Origin of the sequence: Arthrobacter sp. MYb214, assembly GCF_002979865.1 — a bacterium.
Classification (GTDB): domain Bacteria; phylum Actinomycetota; class Actinomycetes; order Actinomycetales; family Micrococcaceae; genus Glutamicibacter.
In genome coordinates this window covers 1031238-1052804 of sequence record NZ_PCPZ01000001.1, presented here as the reverse complement: position 1 = coordinate 1052804, position 21567 = coordinate 1031238, and the positions used below count along the sequence as shown (strand labels likewise).

Below are 21567 nucleotides of genomic sequence, written 5' to 3'. Positions count from 1 at the left end.
TCGCTGTAATCCGCGGGAGCCTGAATCGACCAGGCTGAGAGGGCACCGAGCCGACCGCTACACCTGATGCGGGTCATGCCGCCGTAGGAAGGAAGCGTGCCCTTGTGCATGTCAACATTGTTGGCGCCGGGATAATCGGCCTGGCCGTCGCGTTCGAGCTGGAATCACGCGCACACACCGTCACCCTCATCGATCCGGCACCCGGCCAAGGTGCAAGCTACGCGGCAGCAGGAATGCTGGCCCCGGCAGCTGAAACGGTCTGGGGCAATGGCCCGCTGCACCAGCTGCTTGCCGCCTCGAATGCCGCCTATCCGCAGTTCATCGAGCGCATCGAATCGGCCACCGGGCAACGCCCGGACTACTTGCAGAACTCCACGCTCGTTGTCGCCGCAGAGCCTGCGGACCGCGAAGCCCTGCACGAGCTGGCCGAACTGCAGATATCCCTCGGCCTGTCAGCGCAAAAGCTGCTGCCCAGCCAAGCCCGCAAGCTCGAACCAGCCTTGGCCGCCAATATTGCCGGCGCGGTCCTGTGCCAAGATGACCACCAGGTCGACCCTCGATCCATCGTCAAGATCCTGTTGGAGCATCTGCGTCCGCACCTGGTCGAGGAACGGGCGCAGGCACTGGTGACCGACGGGAAGCGGACCACCGCTGTGCGGACCGCATCGGGCCGAATCCTCGAAGCGGAGCAGACCATCGTGGCCACCGGTCTTGGCACCCTCGATGGCTTGAACGAACTTCCGCTGCGCCCGGTCTACGGGGACATCCTCCGGATCCAGGGACCAGCAGGCCCGCCGCTCATCACCCGCACCATCCGCGGCATCGTGCACCGGGAACAGGTGTATCTGGTGCCGAGAAGGGACGGCAGCCTCGTCCTTGGCGCCAGCGTCCGTGAAGACCGGCAACAAGCGGTGAACATTGGCGCGATGCACCTGCTGCTGGACAACGCGAGAAAGCTGGTCCCCGGCATCAGCGACTGCACGCTGAACGAGGCAACGGCCCGGGCACGTCCCGCCACGCCAGATGACCGGCCGCTGCTTGGACGCCTTGATCCAGGGCTGCTGCTCTGCACCGGGTACTCCCGGCACGGCGTGCTGCTGGCTCCGCTGGGCGCAACGCTCACTGCGGATCTCGCCCACGGCCACCAATCCCACCCCTTGCACCAGGCTGTGGATCCCCACCGCTTTGCCAACGCAACCTAGACCGCTCACCGAACGGAGCAGCAACCATGACAAGCATCGGCATCAATTTCAATTCACGGCAACTGAACCTGGACGAAGGAACCACCCTTCGCGAATTCATCAGCACGCAAATCGGCAAGGAACTGGACGCCAACTCGGTGGCCGCTGACGGCAGCAAGCTCGGAGTTGCCGCCGCCGTCAATGGCGCTGTCGTTCCACGCAGCGCCTGGAATAGCTACCTGCTGGCCGAAGGGCACAGCATTGAACTCGTTACCGCGGCCCAGGGAGGCTAGGCATGGAAACGCGCAACATCACCGAGCTGGACATCCACAGCGACCCATTCCAAATCGCCGGACGCACCTTGTCCTCGCGCTTGATCCTCGGCACCGGGGGAGCGAGTTCGCTGACCACCCTGGAAAGCGCCCTGCGGGCCTCCGGAACGGAACTGACCACCGTGGCCATCCGCCACTTTTCGGCGGCCGGCGCAGGCAACGTGTATGAACTGCTGCAGCGCAACAACGTGATTGCGCTGCCCAACACTGCTGGATGCTTCACCGCCCGCGATGCGATCCTCACCGCGCACCTGGCCCGTGAAGCTCTGGAAACCAATTGGATCAAGCTCGAAGTAATTGCCGATGAGCACACGCTGCTGCCGGACCCGCTGGAACTGCATGCGGCCACCGAGCAACTAGTGGCCGACGGGTTCCAGGTCTTCGCCTACACCAATGATGATCCGGCACTTGCCCAACGCCTGCAAGACGCCGGGGTTGCGGCAATCATGCCGGCCGGAGCGCCGATCGGCTCGGGCCTGGGGATCCTGAATCCGCACAATATTTCCACCATCGCCTCCCGCGCGCAGGTACCGGTGATCCTTGACGCCGGGGTGGGCACCGCCTCGGATGCGGCCCTGGCCATGGAGCTCGGCTGCGACGCGGTGCTGCTGGCCAGTGCGGTGACCCGGGCGCACAACGCGCCGCTCATGGCCAGGGCCATGAAGGATGCTGTGCGTGCCGGGCGCGCCGCGCGGCTCGCTGGCCGGATCCCGCGCCGCGATACCGCACTGGCCTCATCGCCGGCCGAAGGCATGATGCAAACCCTGGTCGGTGACTTCTCGTGAGCCGGGAAGCCCTGGTCGCACCCGGCGCGGAGCTGGAACCGGAAGAGCTGGCGCGCTACTCCCGGCACTTGTCCCTGCCCGGGGTGGGAGAAGAAGGGCAACGCCGCATCGCCAACGCCAAGGTGCTGGTTATCGGAGCCGGGGGCCTGGGCAGTCCCATTGCCAGCTACCTGGTCGCTGCGGGAATCGGCACCCTCGGGGTCATCGACGATGACACCGTCGAGCTGTCCAATCTGCAACGACAAACCATGCACCGGCAACAGGATGCAGGGCGCTTGAAAGTGGATTCGGTGCGGCGGATGGCCCACGAGCAGAACCGGAACGTCCAGATCATCACCGTGGATGAAAAGCTGGATGAATCCAACGCCGTGGCACTTTTCAGTGAATATGACTTGGTCATCGACGGCAGCGACAACTTTGCCACGCGGTACCTGTCCAATGATGCCGCGGAAATCACCGGCACCCCGCTGGTGTGGGGAACCCTCTTCCAGTTCTCCGGGCAGGTGTCCGTCTTCGATCCGCGCACCGGCCCGATGCTGCGTGATCTTTTTCCGGAAATCCCCGACGCGGACTCCGTGCCCAGCTGCGCCGAAGGAGGAGTCTTCGGCGCACTGTGCGGCGTTATCGGTTCGGTGATGTGCGCCGAAGCCCTGAAGCTCATTACCGGAATCGGGACCACCCTGAGCGGCAAGCTCTGGCTCTATGATGCGCTGGAAGCCACTGTGCGGACCCTCGAATTCGCCAGGGATCCGCAACGTGAGCCGGTGACCGGGCTGGGGGAGTACCAGCCGGTTTCCTGCGCTGCCGAAGGGCATGTCCCGGAGCTCACGGTTCAGCAGCTAGCGGAGCTGGAAACGGAAGAACCGGTATTGCTGGTGGATGTGCGCGAATCCTGGGAACGCGACATCATAGCGATCCCGCACAGCCAGCACCTTCCGCTCGCGCAGCTCAAAGAACGGGGACTGGGAAAGCTCGCGCACAGCGCTTCGGCGGTCGTATTCGTGTGCAAAACCGGTGCCCGTTCGCAGCAGGCAGCGCGGATCACCATGTCCGGTCGGGATGCAGGCATTGCCGTCTACAGCCTCAGCGGCGGAACCGTGGAATGGGCCAGGCAAGTGCGGGGCCAGCAGGTGGCCTACTAGGGCTCAGGCGCATCTTTGGCGCGCAATTCACCGGTGGGAAGTGGAGGCGCTCTGGCATACTGGCGCTATGACGTTGGGAAAGACGCTGGAGATCCGTGAATTGGAAAGCCAGGACGAACAGCAGGCAATCGACGCCCACCACTTGATGCTTCGCGAAGACTTCGAGTTCTTGCCGACTTGGTCTGCAGCCGAGGACTGGGAGGACTATATCTACCGGATGAAGGCAGGGCGCCGAGGCGAGCACATTCCAGAAGGCTGGGTTCGCTCGGCGCTGTTCGCCGCCTTTGACGAGGGGGACCTGGTGGGCCGGGTTTCCGTCAGATATGAAATCAACGAGAGCCTTTTTCAGGTCGGCGGACATATCGGCTATGGTGTAGTTCCCGAGTATCGTCGCCGTGGTGTGGCACAGGAACTGTGCAAATTCGGGTTGCAGGAACTTCGCGAATCAGGAATTGAACATGCGCTGGTTACCTGTGATTCCGATAACATCGGTTCAAAATCCACCATAGAAAAATGCGGCGGCTTGCTAGACGCTGAACTCCCGGAAATTGAAGTCAACTTTGGGCCTAGCAAGCTGCGTTTTTGGATGCCAACGCGGTTAATCCGCTGAATTCTTTGCGACAGATACATGAAATTCCTGTATGTTCTGACACAGATCAACAGACTATGAGTCTCGAGCGCGTAAACTGGATTGTTGGGTCGACTTTGGCCCCGACTCCACAGACCCAAATTTTCGAGCGGAAGTGAGCCTTCACGCATGTCAGCAAACACCATTACTCGCGATGAACTTCGCAATGTAGCCATCGTTGCGCACGTTGACCACGGCAAGACCACCCTCGTCAACGCCATGCTCCAGCAGACTGGCGCATTCGACAGCCATGGTGAAACCGAAGATCGCGTGATGGACTCAGGTGAGCTGGAACGCGAGAAGGGCATCACCATTCTTGCTAAGAACACCACCGTGTTCTACAACGGCCCAGCAGCCGAGGGCAAGAAGATGACCATCAACGTCATTGACACCCCAGGCCACGCCGACTTCGGTGGCGAGGTGGAACGCGGCCTGTCCATGGTTGACGGCGTGGTTCTGCTCGTTGACGCATCCGAGGGCCCGCTCCCGCAGACCCGCTTCGTGCTGCGCAAGGCATTGAGCGCCAACCTGCCAGTGATCATCGTGGTCAACAAGACCGACCGTCCCGACTCCCGCATCGATGGCGTCATCTCCGACTCCATGGACCTGCTGCTGGGCTTGGCTTCGGACTTGGCTGACGAAGCTCCGGATCTGGATCTGGACGCAATCTTGAACGTTCCTGTCGTCTTCGCCTCGGGCAAGGCCGGCTACGCTTCGATGAACCAGCCTGGCGATGGCACCCTGCCGGACAACGAAGATCTTGAGCCACTGTTCGAGACCATCATCAAGCACGTTCCTGCACCGACCTACACCGAAGGTGAAGTCCTGCAGGCCCACGTCACCAACCTTGACGCTTCGCCATTCCTTGGCCGCCTGGCGCTGCTGCGCATGATCAACGGCACCTTGCGCAAGGGCCAGCAGGTTAACTGGGCCCGCCAGGATGGCACCATGAAGCAGGTCAAGATCACCGAACTGCTGGCCACCCAGGGCCTGACCCGCGTTCCAGCTGACGAAGCTGGTCCAGGCGAGATCGTTGCAGTTGCCGGTATCGAAGACATCATGATCGGCGAGACCCTCACCGACCTTGAGAACCCTAAGCCGCTGCCACTGATCACCGTTGATCCACCTGCGATCTCGATGACCATCGGTATCAACACCTCGCCACTGGCTGGCAAGGTCAAGGGCGCCAAGGTCACCGCACGACAGGTCAAGGATCGCCTGGACAAGGAACTGATCGGCAACGTTTCGCTGAACATCCTGCCTACCGAGCGTCCAGATGCTTGGGAAGTCCAGGGCCGTGGCGAATTGGCACTGGCCATCCTCGTTGAGCAGATGCGCCGTGAAGGCTTCGAGCTGACCGTTGGCAAGCCACAGGTTGTTACCAAGATGGTTGACGGCAAGGTTCACGAGCCAATGGAACGCATGACCATCGACGTACCTGAAGAGTACCTGGGTGCTATCACCCAGCTGATGGCATCGCGCAAGGGCCGCATGACCGACATGGCTAACCACGGCACCGGCTGGGTTCGCATGGAATTCATGGTTCCAGCACGTGGCCTGATCGGCTTCCGTACCCGCTTCATGACCGAAACCCGCGGCGCCGGCATTGCTGCTTCGCTGGCTGAAGGCTACGAGCCATGGGCAGGCCCAATCGAATACCGCATCAACGGTTCGATCGTTGCCGACCGTTCAGGCGTTGTGACTCCATTCGCGATGATCAACCTGCAGGAGCGCATGAACTTCTTCGTGAAGCCAACCGAAGAGGTTTACGAGGGCATGATCGTCGGCGAGAACTCCCGCGCCGACGACATGGACGTGAACATCACCAAGGAAAAGAAGCTCACCAACATGCGTGCTGCTTCCTCGGACTCGTTCGAGAACCTGACCCCACCACGTAACTTGACCTTGGAAGAGTCGCTCGAATTCGCTCGCGAAGACGAGTGCGTTGAGGTTACCCCGGAAGCCATCCGCATCCGCAAGGTTCTGCTGAACGCCAACGACCGTGCCAAGGCTACCCGTGCACGCGCTCGCTCCTAATAAGCGCAAATCCCTCGGCAGCAACTTCTCCGCGCTCTGGCGCGGTGTTGTTGCCGCCGTGGCAGCAGGATTATTCGGGACCGCAATCCACGCCTCCATCAGCTATGTCGGAAACGACATCCCGCTGGTTTGGGGTGTGGGTCTGGCCTGGCTCCTGCTCGGGGTTCTGGTGTACTGGGCTGCGGTTTCTTCATCGAAGCTGTGGGCCGGTGCGCTGGGGTTCATCGGTTGCTATGTGACCGTTGGCCTGATTTCCTATGTGGGCGATGACCAGCTGATCTTGGGCATGGAGTACTACAAGTACCTGCCCGGGCCAACGCTGGCCTCGGCCTTGTGGATGTATGGAATGGTTATTCCATCGGTGATTGCCCTGCTGTGCTCCTTGCGAGTGCTGCGCAAGCAACAACGCCAGAACTGAAAACAGAAGGAGCTCTTCCCAACGGGAAGAGCTCCTTCTGTGTTTAATTAGGCGAAAAGCAGGCTACTGGTCTTTGCGCGCATTGCCGGTGATATCCAGGTGGTGGGCCAAGAACAACGAGGTGGCAACGCCATCTGGATCCGGATCTCGCATCGCGTAGTCCTCGATCACAGCGCGCAGCCGGCTCATGAGATCCTTCTGGCTTTCTTCATTGAGCTTCAGGCCCAAGCGGATTACCTGTATCTCCTGGGGATCAAGTCCCTCGATTTCCTGCAGGAAGGTGTCCACCAGCATGGGGGCCGCGTCGGGAATGCGCGTGCCCCAGGACTGCTTGGTGCTGCGGTAGGGCACTTCTTTGGCGCCACGGTTGCCTCGGCGCGATTCTTCTGCCGCGAGGTAACCGTTGCTGACCAGGGTTCGCACGTGATGCAAGGAGGTGGCGGGATTCAAATCGAGAATGTCCGCAATTTCCTTGTTCGTTCGTGACTCATGCAGGCACAAGCGCAAGATGCGAAGCCTCAGCGGGGAGCTGAGGGCTCGTGCTCGCGATTGGACAAGTTTATCGGAGGGCATGGAAACAGCATACGCGAAAAGCGCTGAGTGATTGGCAGTTTCAAATCACATGTCGTCCCAAGCGGTATGGGTGTGCCCGCGGCAGCAACCCATGGAAGCAGGAAAATTGCGCGGCTTGCAGGCTGCTACTCGGCGCGAGGGGCACGGGGCCTGCGGCGCGCCGGAGCCGGCGGTACCCGCTTGGCGTGAGTGATCGCCGCGCGGGGGATGCATACCAGTTCAGCCCGGGTTTGGATGCTCACCGATTCCTCCGTCACTTCCTGCAACTCGCCCAGTGCATCGGAAAAATGCTCACCGGCCCGGCCGTCGGCCAAGCGGTAGCGGACAACAAGCCGTTCACCGGGCGTCACATCACTGAAATTAAGCATTTGGAAACGTCATCTTTTCGTAAGAAGAATTCATCTGGACCCCGGGAAGCTGAAATGTGAATGGTCGATTACGTCACAGCGAGCCAATGGGCGGTCCGATGCATGGGTATCAGGACTAGACTGTAGTTTGAGCTGGTAAAGGATTCAAAGAGCATCTGAGGAAGACCACTAGCTCCTGTTGAAACCACCCAGTGCAAGGAAAGGTCTCGGCCCTCGTGACTTACATCATCGCTCAGCCGTGCGTCGACGTTAAAGACAAGGCGTGCGTCGAAGAGTGCCCGGTAGATTGTATCTATGAAGGTGAGCGCTCGCTCTACATTCACCCGGATGAATGCGTTGACTGCGGCGCCTGCGAACCTGTCTGCCCCGTTGAAGCCATCTACTACGAAGATGACGTGCCGGATGAATGGGCCGACTATTACAAGGCAAACGTCGACTTTTTCGATGAACTTGGATCCCCGGGCGGCGCCGCTAAAATTGGTAACACCGGCACTGACCACCCACTGATCAGCGCCTTGCCACCACAGAACCAAGGCTAGGTTTTCACTTTTATGCTTGAGCTCCCCGATTACCCCTGGAACCAGCTTGCCCCATACCGCGAGCAAGCATCCACGCATCCGGGGGGAGTCGTGGACCTGTCGATCGGCACGCCGATCGATGGCACGCCGCAACTGATCCAGCAGGCGCTGGCCGAGGCGGCGAACTCGCACGGATACCCGACCACGCACGGCACCATTGAAGTTCGCGAGGCCATCGTCGACTGGTTCGCCCGTCGCCGCAATGTCACCGGTTTGAGCACCGATGATGTCATGCCAACGGTCGGTTCCAAGGAAATGGTGGCATGGCTGCCGCTGTTCCTGGGCCTGGGTGCCGGCGACATCGTGGTACGTCCAGAGATCGCCTACCCCACCTATGACATCGGCGCCCAGCTGGTTGGCGCGACCCCCATCGCCACCGACGACCTTTCGGATTTGACTGCTGAGCAGCGTGAACGCGTGAAGCTCATCTGGGTCAACTCGCCAGGCAACCCGACCGGCAAGGTCCGTGCTACCGCCGAGCTGGCAAGCATCGTGGCCCAGGCGCGTGAGATGGGTGCCGTAGTGGCCTCCGATGAGTGCTACGCCGAACTGGGATGGGATGAATACGAGGGCCAGGTGCCAAGCATCCTGGACCCGGCGGTCAACGGAGGAAACCTCGATGACCTGTTCGCCCTGTACTCGCTGTCCAAGCAGTCGAACCTCGCCGGATACCGCGCCGCTTTCGTTGCCGGCGCCCCGAACCTGATGCCAACTCTGGTCAACAGTCGAAAGCATGCGGGCATGATCGTGCCCGGTCCAATCCAGCACGCCATGGTGGTGGCATTGAATGACGACGAGCATGTTGCGGCGCAGCGCGAGCTGTACCGGGCACGCCGGGCCATGCTGCGGCCAGCGCTGGAGAACTTCGGCTTGGCCATCGATGATTCGGTGGCAGGACTGTACCTGTGGTGCACCGCTGGGCGGCCAAGCTTCGAAACCATCGGGGCGCTGGCGGAACTGGGCATCGTTGCCGGTCCTGGCGTCTTCTACGGCACCGCGGGGGAACGCCATGTACGCGTGGCCTTGACCGCCTCCGATGAGCGGATCGCGGCTGCCGTTGAACGGTTGAATTCTTCCGCCAACCGGTGAAGATGACACCCTAATTAGCTTGAATGGGTCAAATCGCGGTATGTTCTACGGTGACGACTGACCTTTCGGAACTACACGCTTTCCGGTTAGGAGATGCAATGACAGATACCACATCTGCACAGCTACACTTTGGAGAATCCAACCTCGAGCTGCCAGTAATTCAGGCAGCAGAGGGCAATGACGGATTTGGCGTAGCCCCACTTTTGAAGACTACCGGGAACGTGACCTACGATCCCGGCTTCATGAACACCGCGGCTACCAAGTCCGCGATTACCTACATCGACGGCGACGCGGGCATCCTGCGCTACCGCGGTTACCCAATCGAGCAGCTGGCCGAGAAGTCCAGCTTCATCGAGGTAACCTACCTGCTGATCTACGGCGAACTGCCGACTGCTGATCAGCTGGCCGAGTTCGACAATTCGCTGCGCCGCCATACCCTGCTGCACGAAGAGCTCAAGGGCTTCTTCGGCGGCTTCCCGCGCGACGCGCACCCGATGCCGGTATTGTCCTCGGCTGTTTCGGCCCTGTCGACCTGGTACCAGGATTCGCTGGATCCGAAGGATGACGCACAGGTTGAGCGTTCGACCCTGCGCCTGCTGGCAAAGCTGCCGGTATTGGCTGCGTACGCGCACAAGAAGTCCATCGGCCAGGCATTGCTGTACCCGGACAACTCGATGAACATGGTCGAGAACTTCCTGCGCCTGTGCTTCGGCACCGCTGCCGAGCCTTACCTTGCGGATCCGGATGTGGTCAAGGCCCTCGACTTGCTGCTGATCCTGCACGCTGACCACGAGCAGAACTGCTCCACCTCCACCGTGCGCCTGGTCGGTTCCTCCGAAGCCAACATGTTCGCTTCGGTTTCTGCAGGTATCCATGCACTGTCCGGCCCAGCCCATGGCGGCGCCAACGAAGCCGTGCTGAAGATGCTGCGCGAGATCCAGTCCTCCGGCATCTCCCCAGAAGACTTCATGCAGAAGGTCAAGAACAAGGAAGACGGCGTACGCCTGATGGGCTTCGGCCACCGTGTGTACAAGAACTACGATCCACGCGCCAAGATCATCAAGAAGACCGCTCACGACCTGCTGGCAAAGCAGGGCAAGAACGAGCTGCTTGAGATCGCGATGAAGCTGGAAGAAACTGCGCTGAATGATGAGTACTTCATCTCGCGCAAGCTCTACCCGAACGTGGACTTCTACACCGGCTTGATCTACACCGCCATGGGCTTCCCGGAAAAGATGTTCACCGTGCTGTTCGCCATCGGCCGTCTGCCAGGCTGGATCGCACAGTGGCGCGAAATGATCAAGGACCCAGAGCTGAAGATCGGCCGCCCACGCCAGCTGTACATGGGTGAAACCGCTCGCGACTATCCCGGCTACCAGGCCTAGGGCGAGTTTCCGGATCCCGGCGGCAGGACCTGTCTTCCCACACAAGTGGGGCGACAGGTCCTTCCCTGTTTTAAGCGGTACTTCGGGAGTATCCTATGAGGCAGAGGGAACGACAAGTGTGCCGAAGAGTCAGGTGGTATGCATGTACCAACGTCGTGGAAATAATTGGTCGCTAGCCATAAATACCAATCAGAATATGCTGATGGCGTTGTACCTGCGCGAACTGTCAGGCGTCCACCCCGCGGAGGCCGGACCCAATAGCCGGCTGGCTTCCAATATCAAGAACCGCAACAAGATCGACGACTCGCATGGACAGCTCAAGCAGGAATGGAGCTCCTGGTGGGATTCGCTGACCGCAATAGCGCCGGCCAAGGAGCCGGCGGCCAGCGATGCACTGATTGAACGGCTTCAAGACGACGGCTACCCGGCCCTGGCCCGGCTGGCCCGCGCGCACTACGGCCAGGCCACGGTTTTTGCCCAGCAGCATGCCCAGGACTTTGCAGAAAACAGTGGCAAGTACGTGCCGCACCGCATGGATGAGCTGGAAAGAATCCTCATCGACCACGGGGTGGAGCACGGCATGCAATCCACCCGCCAGGAAATCCAGCTCATTGACGTGCCCCTGGACGAGCCCAGGGCATGGCTGACCGGCACGGCTACCATCGTTGCCAGTACGTCGCTGCTACGCGACTCCAAGGCCTTCCACGGCTTCATCCAGCCGATGGTGACCATCATCTTCCCCGGCGGATAGCCGAGCAATAAAAAACTGGCAGATCACTTCCGTGATCTGCCAGTTGGATTGCAGGGCAAGAACTAGTTGGCGTGCAGTGCGCTGTTCAGCTCTACGGTCTGGCCGGCGCGCGGCAATGCCTCAACGGCGCCGGTGATCGAATTGCGGCGGAAGAGCAGGTTCGGCACGCCGGAAAGCTCCAGCGCCTTGACCTGCTTCTCGCCCAGAACCACTCGGGTGCCGGCAGTCACGTACAGGCCAGCTTCCACTACCGAGTCGTCACCGATGGAAATGCCTACACCGGCGTTGGCGCCCAGCAGTACGCGTTCGCCAATGACAATGCGCTCCTTGCCGCCACCGGAGAGGGTGCCCATGATCGAGGCGCCGCCACCGACATCCGAACCATCGCCGACAACGACCGAAGCGGACACGCGGCCTTCCACCATCGAAGTGCCCAAGGTGCCGGCGTTGAAATTGACGAATCCTTCATGCATGACGGTGGTGCCTTCGGCCAGGTGTGCGCCGAGGCGCACGCGGCCAGCGTCGGCAATGCGTACGCCGGCTGGGACCACGTAGTCGACCATGCGCGGGAACTTGTCCACGCCGTACACGGTGACCGCTCCACGGGCGCGCAGCTTCAAGCGCGTCACCTCGAAGCCCTCTACCTGGCAAGGCCCGAAGTTGGTCCACACGACATTGGCGAGGTGGCCGAAGATGCCGTCGAGGTTGATGCTGTTCGGCTGGACCAGACGGTGCGAGAGCAGGTGCAGGCGCAGCCACACATCGGCGGTGTCAGCTGGTGCTACATCAAGATTAATGGTCAGTGAAACGACCTTCTGGGTGGTGCCGCGGGCTGCATCGTCCTGCGCGGCGGCAGCGAGTTCACCGGAGAGCCCTTCAGCCTTGGCGAGTTCGCCCAAGACTGGAGCCGGGTACCAAACATCAAGGATCGTTCCATCGGATGCGACCGTTGCCAGGCCATGGGCTGAGGCTAAACGGACAGATGATTCGCTGGATGTCACAGATTCTGAAGTCATACACTGATCGTATCTTTGTTGCCCGGGGTAACGTTGATAAATGACAAAAAAGTGAAGCTAGAGACTCAGGACGTAGCCAGCCGTGAACGAATTGGACCTGCAGCAAGACGTTGCCCTGCTTACCGAGCAGATCATGAACATTGAATCCGTTTCCGGCAACGAGCAAGAGCTGGCCGACAAGGTGCACCAGGCGCTGCGGAAGCAGGCGCACCTTGATGTGCACCGGGACCAGGACGCCATCGTAGCGCGCACCAACTTCGGCCGCGAACGCCGCGTCGTGCTGGCCGGGCACCTCGATACCGTGCCTTTGCCGCGCACCGAGGGCGCCAAGGGCACCGTGCCCGCAGAAGTCATCGACGGGGTGCTCTATGGCCGTGGTGCCACGGACATGAAAGGCGGGGTCGCCGTGCAGCTTGCGCTGGCTGCAGAACTGACCGAGGCCAAATACGATATCACCTACGTCTTCTACGACCACGAGGAAGTAGAAGCAGCCAAATCCGGTCTGGGCCGCCTGGCCAAGAACAGCCCGGAACTCTTGGAGGCCGACTTCGCGATCCTGCTGGAACCGACCGACGGCACCGTCGAAGGCGGCTGCAACGGAACCAGCCGCTTCGTCATCCGCACCCGCGGCAAGGCAGCCCACTCGGGACGTGCATGGATGGGGCATAACGCGATCCACGATGCGGGGGAGATCCTGCAGCGCTTGGCTGCCTACCAGCCCCGGACCATCACCGTTGAGGGCTTGGACTACCGTGAAGGCATGAACGCGGTCCGTGTTGCCGGCGGCATTGCCGGCAACGTGATTCCCGATTACTGCGAGGTGGAAGTGAACTACCGCTTCGCTCCGGACAAGACACTGGCCCAAGCTGAAGCCGTGGTCCTTGAGCTTTTCGACGGCTTCGACATTGAACGCACCGATGGCGCTGATGGCGCCAAACCCGGTTTGGACCAGGAGATCGCCGCAGACCTGATCAAGGTACTGGGCCAGGAACCGAAGCCGAAGTACGGATGGACCGATGTTTCCCGCTTCTCCGCCCTGGGCATCTCTGCCGTGAACTTCGGCCCGGGCGATGCGCTGCTGGCGCACAGCGATGATGAGCATGTGCCGCAGCAGGCCATCCGCGATTGCCTGCAGACCCTGCGTACTTGGTTGGGCTAGCGAGGCTGGGATGATCAGCCTTTGAAGAGACAAAAAATCTCCGTACCGCGCGAATCATGCGGTACGGAGATTTTTTTGTTTCAGCTGCTAGGCCTTGGGATCGGAAGGATCCTGTGGCGCTGGCACGTCGAGGCCGGCTGGGGCGCCGACTATGGCTGCGGCCGGGCCGGCCGGGGCATTCTTCTCCTTCTTCACCCGGCTGCTCAGCCGGCGCGAGACAATCACGGCAATCTTGCTCAAGGTGAAGTTGATGATGATGAAGATGGCTGCCGCCACAATCAGCGCCTGCAGGACGTTGCCGTTAGGCGAGGAGTAGGTGCGGGCGAAGAACAGCAACTCGTTGAAGCTGATGATGTAGCCCAAAGCCGAGTCCTTCAAGATCACAACGAACTGGCCGATCAACGCCGGCAGCATGGCGACCAGCGCCTGCGGAATCTCGATGTGGCGCAGCGACATGCCACGGGTCAGGCCGATCGCTATGCCTGCCTCGCGCTGTCCCTTGGGCAGATTGTGAACGCCGGAACGGACCAGCTCCGCAACGACCGAGCCGTTGTAGAAGATCAGCGCCGCGACCACGGCCCACATCGCCGTATCACCTGACAGCTGCAGGGAACGGGAGAAGAAGACGTTGAAGAACACGATCATCAGCAGCACTGGTACCGCGCGGAAGAATTCGACAATCACGGTGGAGATTCCGTTGATCAGCTTATTCTGCGCCAAGCGGCCGACACCGAAGATCAGGCCGAAGATCACCGAGCCGATGATGCCCAGGACTGCTGCCTTGGTGGTGTTCCACAAGCCCGGAAGCAGGTAGTTCTTCCAGGTGCTGCCTTCGATGAAGTCATCCCATTGCGAAGGCTGCATCTGGTCCTTGGCGGCCAGGCCGAGGACGATCCACGCCACGATGCCCAAGGCAATCAAGGCGCCGACTATGTTTACCGCCAAGATGCGGCGGCGGGCCTTTGGCCCGGGAGTATCAAAAAGAATCGACGCGCTCATCGTGCCACCGCCAGTTTCTTAGAAGCCCAAGTAGTCAACAGGCCCACCGGAATGACGATGATCACGAAGCCCACTGCGAAGGTCAAGAAGATCGGGATCACGATATCTGCGCGGAACTCAATCATGGTCTTCATGACCGAGGAGGATTCCGTGGCAACCGAACCGACCGCTGCGACGGTGGAGTTCTTGATCAAGGCGATCAAGGTGTTGCCCAAGGGGACAATCGCGCCGCGGAAGGCCTGCGGCAGAATCACCAAGCGCGCTGCGGGCAAGAAGCTCAGGCCGATGGCACGAGCAGCTTCTGCCTGTCCCAGGGGAACCGTGTTCACGCCCGAGCGGATCGCTTCGCACACGAACGCCGCGTGGTAAACCGCAAGGCCAAGGACGGCGAGGCGGAAGAAGTTTCCCTGGAAATCGCTGCTGAGCACGAATCCGAGCTGGCCGTAGAGGGCCAGCACGCAGAACAGGATGATGATGGTCAGCGGGGTATTGCGAATCAGGTTAACGTAGCTGGTGCCCAGGGCCTGGAAGCTCCCCACGGGGGAGATGCGCAGCAAGGCCAAGATGGTGCCCAGCACGAGGGCGCCAATGGCAGCCCAGAAAGTTAGTTGGATATTGACCCAGAAAGCTCCGGGAATGTCGTACTCAGTGAATATGGATAAGTAATTCTCCACTGCAAGCCTCTGTCTCGATGGCCGGAAAACCGGCCAAGCGGCTATGGGTCCGGTACCTGCATTAGCTGGTACCTGGGAAACGCAGATTGCAGATGGGGGCCAAACACGCTGCGTTTGGCCCCCATCGCATCAGATGCTGCTAGGCGCAGGAATCCGAAAGGGTTGGCGGGTTGGTTTCAGCGTTCGGCTTGTAACCGGTGCCTTCGGTGTTCTTGTCCAGGGCCTTCTGCCACTCGCCGGACTCGATCATCTTGGTGATTGCCGCATTGATGTCGCCGCACTTGTCGGTGCCATCAGGCAGGCCCACGCCGTAGTTCTCTTCGGTGAATGGCGCGCCGACAACCTTGAACTTGCCCTTGTAGGCAGGCTGCGCAGCCAGGCCGGCAAGGATGATGTCATCGGTGGTAACCGCGTCAATGGTGCCGCCACTCATCTGGGTGGTGCACTCTGCATAGCCCGGAAGTTCCTGCAGGTTGGTGTTCTGGGCGTAGTTGTCCTTGACCTTCTGGGCCGAGGTGGAACCGGTGACCGAGCACAGGTTCTTGCCATCGAGGTCTTCTGGGCCGGCGATATCCGAGTCGGATGGAACCAGCAGGTCCTGGCCGGCGACAAAGTATGGACCAGCGAAGTCGACAACCTTGTTGCGCTCATCGGTGATCGAGTAGGTTGCGAAGATCATGTCAACCTGGTTGTTCTGCAGCATGGTCTCGCGGTTGGCCGACGGTGCCGAAATGAATTCGATCTTGTCCTCGGTGTAGCCCAGTTCGCTGGCTACGTACTTGGCGACGTCAACGTCGAAACCGGTGTAGTTATCGCCGTCCTTGAAGCCGAGTCCCGGCTGGTCGTACTTGATGCCGATGCGGATCTTGTCGCCGTCGGCTTCGCTGTCGCCGGAGCCGCCACATGAAGTCAGGGCCAGGGCTGCGACGGCGGCCATTGCGGCTACAGTGCCGAAACGAGTCTTGCGCATTGTTCCTCCTATTGGATGCGTGATGATGAAATTAGTGGTTGGTGATCAACTTGCCAAGGAAATCCTTGGCACGGTCGGATTTGGGATTGGTGAAGAATTCCTCAGGAGTGGCCTGCTCGACGATCTGGCCGTCGGCCATGAAGATCACGCGGTCCGCCGCCTTGCGGGCGAAGCCCATCTCGTGGGTGACCACGAGCATGGTCATGCCTTCCTTGGCAAGACCCACCATGGTGTCCAGGACCTCGTTGATCATTTCCGGGTCCAGGGCACTGGTTGGCTCGTCGAAAAGCATCACCTTCGGCTTCATGGCCAGTGCGCGGGCGATCGCCACACGCTGCTGCTGGCCGCCAGAAAGCTGTGCGGGCAGTTTGCCGGCCTGATTGGCCACGCCCACACGCTCCAGCAGCTGCATCGCCAATTTCTTGGCCTCATCCTTCTTCATGCCCTTGACCTTCATCGGACCGAGGGTCACGTTCTCCAAGATCGACTTGTGGGCAAAGAGGTTGAAGGACTGGAAGACCATGCCGACATCGGCCCGGAGATTGGCCAGTGCCTTGCCCTCTTCGGGAAGGGTCTTGCCATCAATCTTGATGGTGCCTTCGTCGATGGTTTCCAGTCGGTTGATGGCGCGGCACAGCGTGGACTTGCCCGAGCCCGACGGGCCGAGGATCACAACGACCTCGCCCTTGGTCACTTCGAGATTGATGCCGTTGAGCACATGCAGCGCACCGTAGTGCTTATTGACCCCAGTCAGCTGGACGATAGGGCCTTCAGAAGAAGCTTGAGCCTGATGATCGCTTTTCATGTTGTAGACATTACTTGATGTGACGGCGACTACGCGACCCGTCGACCATGTCACACCTAGTTGTTATCAAACTGTTCTCCAATCCGCGGTAGGTCACATCCGAAGATGCGCAGGAGTAACCGATAGAGTGAAGCTATGGTTCATCAGCGTAAGAGTGAAGAAAATGCCCGGGTCGGGCAAAAGCGCCACATCGAAGCGAGCTGGCCAGGAAAGCAACCGGAAGATCAGCTTGACCACCATCTTCTGGAAAGCCCGCAGGTCGATGTCACGCATAGCGACGTGTGGCGCGTGTTGCGAATCCAATCGGAATTCGTCTCCGGCTTTGGAAATATGGCCGGCACCGGTCCTGCCATCGCGGTTTTCGGTTCCGCGCGCACGGATCCAGGCAGCCCGTACTATGCGATGGCCCAGCGTGTCGGCAGCCGCTTGGCCGAGGAAGGCATCACTACCATCACCGGTGGCGGCCCCGGCGCCATGGAAGCGGCCAACAAGGGAGCTGCTGACAAGGACGGCGTTTCCGTAGGCCTGGGCATTGAGCTGCCTTTTGAAACCGGACTGAATGCCTGGGTCAACAAGGGCCTGAACTTCCGCTACTTCTTCGTGCGCAAGACGATGTTCGTGAAGTACTCGCAGGGCTTCATCGTGCTCCCCGGGGGTTTTGGCACCCTGGACGAACTGTTCGAAGCATTGACCTTGGTCCAGACCAAGAAGATCACCAGCTTCCCGATTGTGCTTGTGGGCACCGAATACTGGGGCGGCCTGGTGGACTGGATGACCAAGACGCTCGTTGCTGAAGGCACCATTTCGCCCGGTGATCTGGACTTGTTCACTATCACCGATGATCCTGATGAAGCGGTGGATCTGGTGCTGCGTGCGCATAAAGAAAACCTGAAGGTCGGCGACCTGGCGAAGGGGCAGTAGGCGATGCCGTTCCTCCTTGTTGCCATCGCAGTATTGCTGGTGGGTGCTGTTGCGCTGCTGCTGTCCAGCCAGCGGAAGAATGTACCGGCAGGTCGCCACTTCGAATCCACTGGGGAGCCCATCACGGGATTGGTAGAGCACCAGGCTTCGTTGCCGCCGGTGCTGCTGGCCAAGAATCCGCGCGCTGAAGATGTGGAGAAAGTTCGCTTCTCCTTGGGCTTGCGCGGTTACCGCTGCGACCAGGTGGATGAGGTGCTCGATGTCCTCGCGGCAGAAATTACCGAGCTGGAGAATACGGTTCGTGACCTTGAGTCACGGCGTGTGATTAGCGACACGGGCGAAAATTAGTAATAATAAAAGATAAGTGTCCCAACTCAGCAGGGAATCCTTGCTGAGGATGGACTAGGCATTCGGTTGTATGCACGGCAAGCGCCAGTGCATGCGTTAGCCACAGACGAAGGGAACAGCTTAATGGCTGCTATGAAGCCACGCACCGGTGATGGACCAATGGAAGTCGCTAAGGAAGGCCGCAGCCTCATCTTGCGCCTGCCAATCGACGGAGGCGGACGACTGGTAGTCGAGTTGAACAACGACGAGGCAACCGAATTGCGTGAGTGCCTGCTCAAGGTAACTGAGTAAGCTTGCCCAAGTTCTAGCTTTGGCCGCACGGGTTGCTGGTGCGGCAATCGAGGACCGACAGAAATGTCGGTCCTTTGTTTTTCCCGAAATCAGCCGCTAGAGGCGGGTCGCGGCCTTGGCGGGAAGGACAGTGGCCACAAACAGGCCCTGCTCGGTAGGGAACAGGTGGGTCTGCAAGCGCGGGTCCTCGCGCAGCATGCGCAGCGCATCTCGGGTCGTGACGGTGGAGGGGCGGCGAACCGCGGGCTTGGCTAGGCGGTGCTCGTCGTAGGCGTTGTTCACTATGATCACTCCGCCGGTTCCGACCAGCCGCTTGGCCTCGGCCACGTACTCGAGCAGCAGCTCAGCGCCGGCGTCGATGAGTACCAGGTCGTAGGCGTGGTCGGCCAAGCGCGAGAGCACGTTCTCTGCGCGCTCGTTGATAATGCGGGCGCGGGCCGTCGGGATGCCTGAATCGCGCAGGCCCTGGCGCATCGCGTTGGCGTGCTCCAGATCCGATTCAATCGCGGTCAACGTCATGGCGTTGCCCATGACCTCGAGCATCGCCAGCGATGCGACACCCACACCGGATCCGATCTCCACGATATTGCGCGGCTGGCGCAGGGTGCAGAGCATCTGCAGCATCGAGCGGCCGGCCTGATCGATGCAACGCACGCCCAGGTCTTCCGCACGTTCGCGAACCGGGGCGACATGCTCTGGTTCGTTGACGTGGTTCTGGGTATAGGTCCAGCTCGCGAAGAGTTCTGGATTCATCGATGGCATCGGCGGAGGTCCTCAAGGGTTGAATTGGCGGGGCCAGTTCCCATCGTACCTACGTCGTTACCTGAAGTTGTTGAACTTGGAGGTTCTCGCGCAGGGTATTCTTAGCTTCAGCTCAGCTTCCCATTTCATACTTGGAGTGTGAACAATGCACGAAGTGAAACAGTTTCTTCTACGGTGACTGCCGAAACCACGACTCCGACATGGGATCAGATGGTCCAAGAACATGGGCAACGGGTCTTCCGTTTGTCCTACCGTTTGACTGGTAACCGTCAAGATGCCGAGGACCTCTCGCAGGAGGCATTCGTTCGCGCATTCAAAGCCTTGGAAAATTACACCCCCGGAACCATGGGCGGGTGGCTGCACCGCATTACCACCAACCTGTTCCTGGACCAGGCTCGGCGCAAGAGCAAGATCCGCTTCGACCGTTTCGCCGAGGGATCCGAAGACCGGATGCCCGGTACCGCGGTAACCCCGGAACGCTATTTCGAATTCAACAACTTGGATGTCGACGTGCAAGAAGCCCTGCGTGCGTTGTCGCCGGAGTTCCGTGCCGCTATTGTCCTGTGCGATATGGAAGGCTTCTCCTACGAGGAAGTCTCACGCATCCTGGATGTCAAGCTCGGGACCGTGCGTTCTCGCATCCACCGTGGCCGCGCCATGCTTCGTGATGCGCTCGCTCACCGCAATCCAGCCAACCGCCCTGCAAAGACCATGTCGTTGCCGCGCATCCCGCGAGGCTTGCGCGCCGCCAGCTAACCCCGTTCATCGCGTGTTCACCGTTGGCGTGGCGCGGTGACTTCGTTAGTGGCACTGGAACAAGGTAATCTTCTTACGTGGATCTTTTTGGTATTAATGGTGGCGAGTTTATCGTTCTCGCCGTGCTGGCGGTCGTTATTCTGGGCCCCGAAAAGCTTCCTGAGTACGCCAAAAAGCTAGCGAACCTGGTCAAGGAAGTGCGGCGCATGGCCAATGGCGCCAAGGAGCAGCTGCGCGAGGAAGTAGGCGACGAGGTTGCCGACATCGACTGGAAGAAGCTGGACCCGCGCCAGTATGATCCACGTCGAATCATCAAGGAGGCGCTTGTCGATGAATTCGACGACGCCGTGAATGCCGCAAAGGGTTCTCCAGCCAAGACCGTGGCCCCAGCACCGGTGCGCACCGCGGTCCCTTCGGCTACCGCGCAGCAGCTGCAGCTGGGCGCCAACGAATCGGCCCCCTTCGACTCAGAAGCCACCTAGGCCCAGAAGTCCTCAGAAAGACATCGGCAGCGATCGCCCGGCAAGCCCGCGCGGTCGCTGTTCCAATTTCCCGGCCAATTCACGCATCGCTGCCGCGGCCGGTGCCCCCGGGGTGCTGAGCACTACCGGCTGGCCCTGATCCGAACCCACGCGTACGGACTCTTCCAGCGGAATCTGGGCCAGCATCCCAACAGGGTAGCCCAGCTGCTGGCTCAGCGATTCGCTGAGCTTGGCACCGCCACCGGAACCGAAGACCTCCATGCGCGACCCGTCGGGCAGCTGCAGGAAGCTCATGTTCTCAACCACCCCGATCACCTTCTGATGGGTCTGCAAGGCGATGGTGCCGGCGCGTTCGGCAACCTCGGTAGCCGTGGACTGCGGAGTCGTGACCACCAGCAGCTCGCTATTGGGCAGCAGCTGGGACACGGAGATGGCCATGTCCCCGGTGCCTGGCGGCAGGTCCAGCAACAAGTAGTCCAGGTCCCCGAAGTAGACATCCGAGAGGAACTGCTCCAGGGCCCGGTGCAGCATCGGGCCGCGCCAGATCACCGGCTGGTTGGAATCCAGGAACATGCCAATGGAAATGACCTTCACTCCGTGCGCCACCGGCGGCAGGATCATGTCATCAACCCGGGTGGGGTTCTGCGAAATACCCATCAGCGAGGGAATGGAGAAACCATGGACATCGGCGTCGATCAGGCCGACCTTCAAGCCCTGGGAGGCTAGCTGGCAGGCCAGATTCGCGGTAATCGACGACTTGCCCACGCCGCCCTTGCCGCTGGCCACAGCGATCACCCGGGTCAGGGAAGCAGGATCGGAGAACGGGGTGCGGCGGCTGGCCAGTGACTCGCGCAGCTCCGCGCGCTGCTGCGGATCCATGACGCCCAGGCTCACCTCAACGCGCTGCACCGCTGCTACGGTCAGCAGGGCCGCGGTGGCCTCTTCCTCGATGGTGGAGCGCATCGGGCAACCGGCGATGGTCAGCAAGATCTTGACCTTGGCGGTGCCATCGGCCAGGACAGCTGATTCCACCATGCCCAATTCGGTGATCGGCCGGCGAAGCTCCGGGTCGTTGACCTTTGCGAGGGCGGCTAGGAGTTCTGGCGTGGTGCTCAAT

At 60.6% G+C, this 21567-nt stretch carries 26 protein-coding genes and 1 riboswitch; of the genes, 17 read left to right on the top strand and 9 right to left on the bottom strand.

The genetic code is table 11. From position 1 onward, the window contains the following. Window positions 1-2: 2 nt before the first annotated feature. A riboswitch (TPP riboswitch) is annotated at window positions 3-107 on the top strand. The 7 genes from thiO (at window position 105) to CQ012_RS04825 (ending at window position 6523) form a co-directional block, all read left to right on the top strand. Next, entirely contained in the window at window positions 105-1202 is a 1098-nt protein-coding gene (gene thiO, locus CQ012_RS04855; RefSeq protein WP_105661579.1) for a glycine oxidase ThiO, read from the top strand. (Overlaps the previous riboswitch by 3 nt.) Window positions 1203-1228: 26 nt before the next feature. Further along, window positions 1229-1474 (top strand): sulfur carrier protein ThiS, encoded by a 246-nt coding sequence (thiS, locus tag CQ012_RS04850; RefSeq protein WP_105657546.1) that lies wholly within the window; start codon window positions 1229-1231, stop codon window positions 1472-1474. A 2-nt stretch (window positions 1475-1476) separates the two neighbouring features. Then, window positions 1477-2298, top strand: coding sequence for a thiazole synthase (locus CQ012_RS04845; RefSeq protein ID WP_105661522.1), 822 nt, complete (start codon window positions 1477-1479; stop codon window positions 2296-2298). Beyond that, a complete protein-coding gene (gene moeB, locus CQ012_RS04840; protein ID WP_105661521.1) occupies window positions 2295-3440 on the top strand; it encodes a molybdopterin-synthase adenylyltransferase MoeB in 1146 nt (381 codons plus the stop codon). Before CQ012_RS04845 ends, moeB begins: the two co-directional genes overlap by 4 nt. Before the next feature lie 67 nt (window positions 3441-3507). Continuing rightward, window positions 3508-4050, top strand: a complete 543-nt coding sequence (locus CQ012_RS04835; protein WP_181148843.1) for a GNAT family N-acetyltransferase — start codon at window positions 3508-3510, stop codon at window positions 4048-4050. A gap of 147 nt (window positions 4051-4197) precedes the next feature. After that, the gene (gene typA / locus CQ012_RS04830) at window positions 4198-6105 is read left to right on the top strand and encodes a translational GTPase TypA (RefSeq protein ID WP_105657542.1); all 1908 of its coding nucleotides are present in this window, start codon (window positions 4198-4200) and stop codon (window positions 6103-6105) included. Next, window positions 6086-6523 carry a hypothetical protein gene (locus tag CQ012_RS04825; protein WP_105657541.1) on the top strand — a complete coding sequence of 146 codons (438 nt, stop codon included), beginning with the start codon at window positions 6086-6088 and terminating at the stop codon, window positions 6521-6523. The genes typA and CQ012_RS04825 overlap by 20 nt, the downstream gene beginning before the upstream one ends. Before the next feature lie 63 nt (window positions 6524-6586). Here CQ012_RS04825 and CQ012_RS04820 read toward each other — a convergent pair whose 3' ends face one another. Next, a complete protein-coding gene (locus CQ012_RS04820; RefSeq protein WP_105657540.1) occupies window positions 6587-7096 on the bottom strand; it encodes a helix-turn-helix domain-containing protein in 510 nt (169 codons plus the stop codon). Window positions 7097-7221: 125 nt separating this feature from the next. After that, window positions 7222-7464, bottom strand: coding sequence for a putative acetyltransferase (locus tag CQ012_RS04815; protein ID WP_105661520.1), 243 nt, complete (start codon window positions 7462-7464; stop codon window positions 7222-7224). A 215-nt stretch (window positions 7465-7679) separates the two neighbouring features. Between CQ012_RS04815 and fdxA the strand changes: the two genes are divergently transcribed. From fdxA to CQ012_RS04795, 4 genes are all read left to right on the top strand, one after another. Then, window positions 7680-8003, top strand: coding sequence for a ferredoxin (gene fdxA, locus CQ012_RS04810; protein ID WP_013349521.1), 324 nt, complete (start codon window positions 7680-7682; stop codon window positions 8001-8003). A gap of 12 nt (window positions 8004-8015) precedes the next feature. Beyond that, entirely contained in the window at window positions 8016-9131 is a 1116-nt protein-coding gene (dapC, locus tag CQ012_RS04805; protein WP_105661519.1) for a succinyldiaminopimelate transaminase, read from the top strand. A 98-nt stretch (window positions 9132-9229) separates the two neighbouring features. Then, the gene (locus tag CQ012_RS04800; protein WP_105657537.1) at window positions 9230-10516 is read left to right on the top strand and encodes a citrate synthase; all 1287 of its coding nucleotides are present in this window, start codon (window positions 9230-9232) and stop codon (window positions 10514-10516) included. A 202-nt stretch (window positions 10517-10718) separates the two neighbouring features. Further along, a complete protein-coding gene (locus tag CQ012_RS04795) occupies window positions 10719-11267 on the top strand; it encodes a hypothetical protein (protein ID WP_133833694.1) in 549 nt (182 codons plus the stop codon). A 62-nt stretch (window positions 11268-11329) separates the two neighbouring features. On the opposite strand, the gene dapD is transcribed toward CQ012_RS04795, so the two are convergent. Next, window positions 11330-12283, bottom strand: a complete 954-nt coding sequence (gene dapD, locus CQ012_RS04790; RefSeq protein ID WP_105657535.1) for a 2,3,4,5-tetrahydropyridine-2,6-dicarboxylate N-succinyltransferase — start codon at window positions 12281-12283, stop codon at window positions 11330-11332. Between the two features lie 82 nt (window positions 12284-12365). On the opposite strand from dapD, the gene dapE reads away from it, so the two are divergent. After that, complete coding sequence (gene dapE / locus CQ012_RS04785; RefSeq protein WP_105661518.1) at window positions 12366-13442, top strand: succinyl-diaminopimelate desuccinylase; 1077 nt, start codon at window positions 12366-12368, stop codon at window positions 13440-13442. A gap of 87 nt (window positions 13443-13529) precedes the next feature. On the opposite strand, the gene CQ012_RS04780 is transcribed toward dapE, so the two are convergent. From CQ012_RS04780 to CQ012_RS04765, 4 genes are all read right to left on the bottom strand, one after another. After that, window positions 13530-14441 carry an amino acid ABC transporter permease gene (locus tag CQ012_RS04780; RefSeq protein WP_105661517.1) on the bottom strand — a complete coding sequence of 304 codons (912 nt, stop codon included), beginning with the start codon at window positions 14439-14441 and terminating at the stop codon, window positions 13530-13532. Then, the gene (locus CQ012_RS04775; protein ID WP_105657532.1) at window positions 14438-15115 is read right to left on the bottom strand and encodes an amino acid ABC transporter permease; all 678 of its coding nucleotides are present in this window, start codon (window positions 15113-15115) and stop codon (window positions 14438-14440) included. Before CQ012_RS04775 ends, CQ012_RS04780 begins: the two co-directional genes overlap by 4 nt. Before the next feature lie 139 nt (window positions 15116-15254). After that, on the bottom strand, window positions 15255-16085 hold the full coding sequence (locus CQ012_RS04770; RefSeq protein ID WP_105657531.1) for a glutamate ABC transporter substrate-binding protein: 831 nt from the start codon (window positions 16083-16085) through the stop codon (window positions 15255-15257). A gap of 31 nt (window positions 16086-16116) precedes the next feature. Continuing rightward, window positions 16117-16848: an amino acid ABC transporter ATP-binding protein gene (locus tag CQ012_RS04765; RefSeq protein WP_181148852.1), complete on the bottom strand. Its 732-nt coding sequence runs from the start codon at window positions 16846-16848 to the stop codon at window positions 16117-16119. A 177-nt stretch (window positions 16849-17025) separates the two neighbouring features. Between CQ012_RS04765 and CQ012_RS04760 the strand changes: the two genes are divergently transcribed. The 3 genes from CQ012_RS04760 (at window position 17026) to CQ012_RS04750 (ending at window position 18450) form a co-directional block, all read left to right on the top strand. Next, entirely contained in the window at window positions 17026-17811 is a 786-nt protein-coding gene (locus tag CQ012_RS04760) for an LOG family protein (RefSeq protein ID WP_105661516.1), read from the top strand. Window positions 17812-17814: 3 nt separating this feature from the next. Next, entirely contained in the window at window positions 17815-18159 is a 345-nt protein-coding gene (locus CQ012_RS04755; RefSeq protein ID WP_105657528.1) for a DivIVA domain-containing protein, read from the top strand. A 123-nt stretch (window positions 18160-18282) separates the two neighbouring features. Then, complete coding sequence (locus CQ012_RS04750) at window positions 18283-18450, top strand: DUF3117 domain-containing protein (protein WP_013349509.1); 168 nt, start codon at window positions 18283-18285, stop codon at window positions 18448-18450. Between the two features lie 96 nt (window positions 18451-18546). Here CQ012_RS04750 and CQ012_RS04745 read toward each other — a convergent pair whose 3' ends face one another. Continuing rightward, entirely contained in the window at window positions 18547-19212 is a 666-nt protein-coding gene (locus tag CQ012_RS04745) for an O-methyltransferase (RefSeq protein WP_105657527.1), read from the bottom strand. A 138-nt stretch (window positions 19213-19350) separates the two neighbouring features. On the opposite strand from CQ012_RS04745, the gene sigE reads away from it, so the two are divergent. Together sigE and CQ012_RS04735 are read left to right on the top strand one after the other, a co-directional pair. Then, window positions 19351-19968: an RNA polymerase sigma factor SigE gene (sigE, locus tag CQ012_RS04740; protein ID WP_105657526.1), complete on the top strand. Its 618-nt coding sequence runs from the start codon at window positions 19351-19353 to the stop codon at window positions 19966-19968. Window positions 19969-20045: 77 nt separating this feature from the next. Continuing rightward, window positions 20046-20450: a sec-independent translocase gene (locus CQ012_RS04735; protein ID WP_105661515.1), complete on the top strand. Its 405-nt coding sequence runs from the start codon at window positions 20046-20048 to the stop codon at window positions 20448-20450. 12 nt (window positions 20451-20462) lie between these two features. Here the strand turns inward: CQ012_RS04735 and CQ012_RS04730 are convergent, their stop codons facing one another. Continuing rightward, window positions 20463-21566, bottom strand: a complete 1104-nt coding sequence (locus tag CQ012_RS04730; RefSeq protein WP_105661514.1) for an Mrp/NBP35 family ATP-binding protein — start codon at window positions 21564-21566, stop codon at window positions 20463-20465. Window position 21567: the final 1 nt, after the last annotated feature.

Coding starts and splice junctions, on each gene's coding strand:
- thiS (WP_105657546.1), top strand. CDS start 1,229: ATGACAAGCATCGGCATCAATTTCAATTCACGGCAACTGAACCTGGAC.
- CQ012_RS04845 (WP_105661522.1), top strand. CDS start 1,477: ATGGAAACGCGCAACATCACCGAGCTGGACATCCACAGCGACCCATTC.
- CQ012_RS04835 (WP_181148843.1), top strand. CDS start 3,508: ATGACGTTGGGAAAGACGCTGGAGATCCGTGAATTGGAAAGCCAGGAC.
- typA (WP_105657542.1), top strand. CDS start 4,198: ATGTCAGCAAACACCATTACTCGCGATGAACTTCGCAATGTAGCCATC.
- CQ012_RS04820 (WP_105657540.1), bottom strand. CDS start 7,096: ATGCCCTCCGATAAACTTGTCCAATCGCGAGCACGAGCCCTCAGCTCC.
- CQ012_RS04815 (WP_105661520.1), bottom strand. CDS start 7,464: ATGCTTAATTTCAGTGATGTGACGCCCGGTGAACGGCTTGTTGTCCGC.
- dapC (WP_105661519.1), top strand. CDS start 8,016: ATGCTTGAGCTCCCCGATTACCCCTGGAACCAGCTTGCCCCATACCGC.
- CQ012_RS04800 (WP_105657537.1), top strand. CDS start 9,230: ATGACAGATACCACATCTGCACAGCTACACTTTGGAGAATCCAACCTC.
- CQ012_RS04795 (WP_133833694.1), top strand. CDS start 10,719: ATGGCGTTGTACCTGCGCGAACTGTCAGGCGTCCACCCCGCGGAGGCC.
- dapD (WP_105657535.1), bottom strand. CDS start 12,283: ATGACTTCAGAATCTGTGACATCCAGCGAATCATCTGTCCGTTTAGCC.
- CQ012_RS04780 (WP_105661517.1), bottom strand. CDS start 14,441: ATGAGCGCGTCGATTCTTTTTGATACTCCCGGGCCAAAGGCCCGCCGC.
- CQ012_RS04770 (WP_105657531.1), bottom strand. CDS start 16,085: ATGCGCAAGACTCGTTTCGGCACTGTAGCCGCAATGGCCGCCGTCGCA.
- CQ012_RS04760 (WP_105661516.1), top strand. CDS start 17,026: ATGGTTCATCAGCGTAAGAGTGAAGAAAATGCCCGGGTCGGGCAAAAG.
- CQ012_RS04755 (WP_105657528.1), top strand. CDS start 17,815: ATGCCGTTCCTCCTTGTTGCCATCGCAGTATTGCTGGTGGGTGCTGTT.
- CQ012_RS04750 (WP_013349509.1), top strand. CDS start 18,283: ATGGCTGCTATGAAGCCACGCACCGGTGATGGACCAATGGAAGTCGCT.
- CQ012_RS04745 (WP_105657527.1), bottom strand. CDS start 19,212: ATGCCATCGATGAATCCAGAACTCTTCGCGAGCTGGACCTATACCCAG.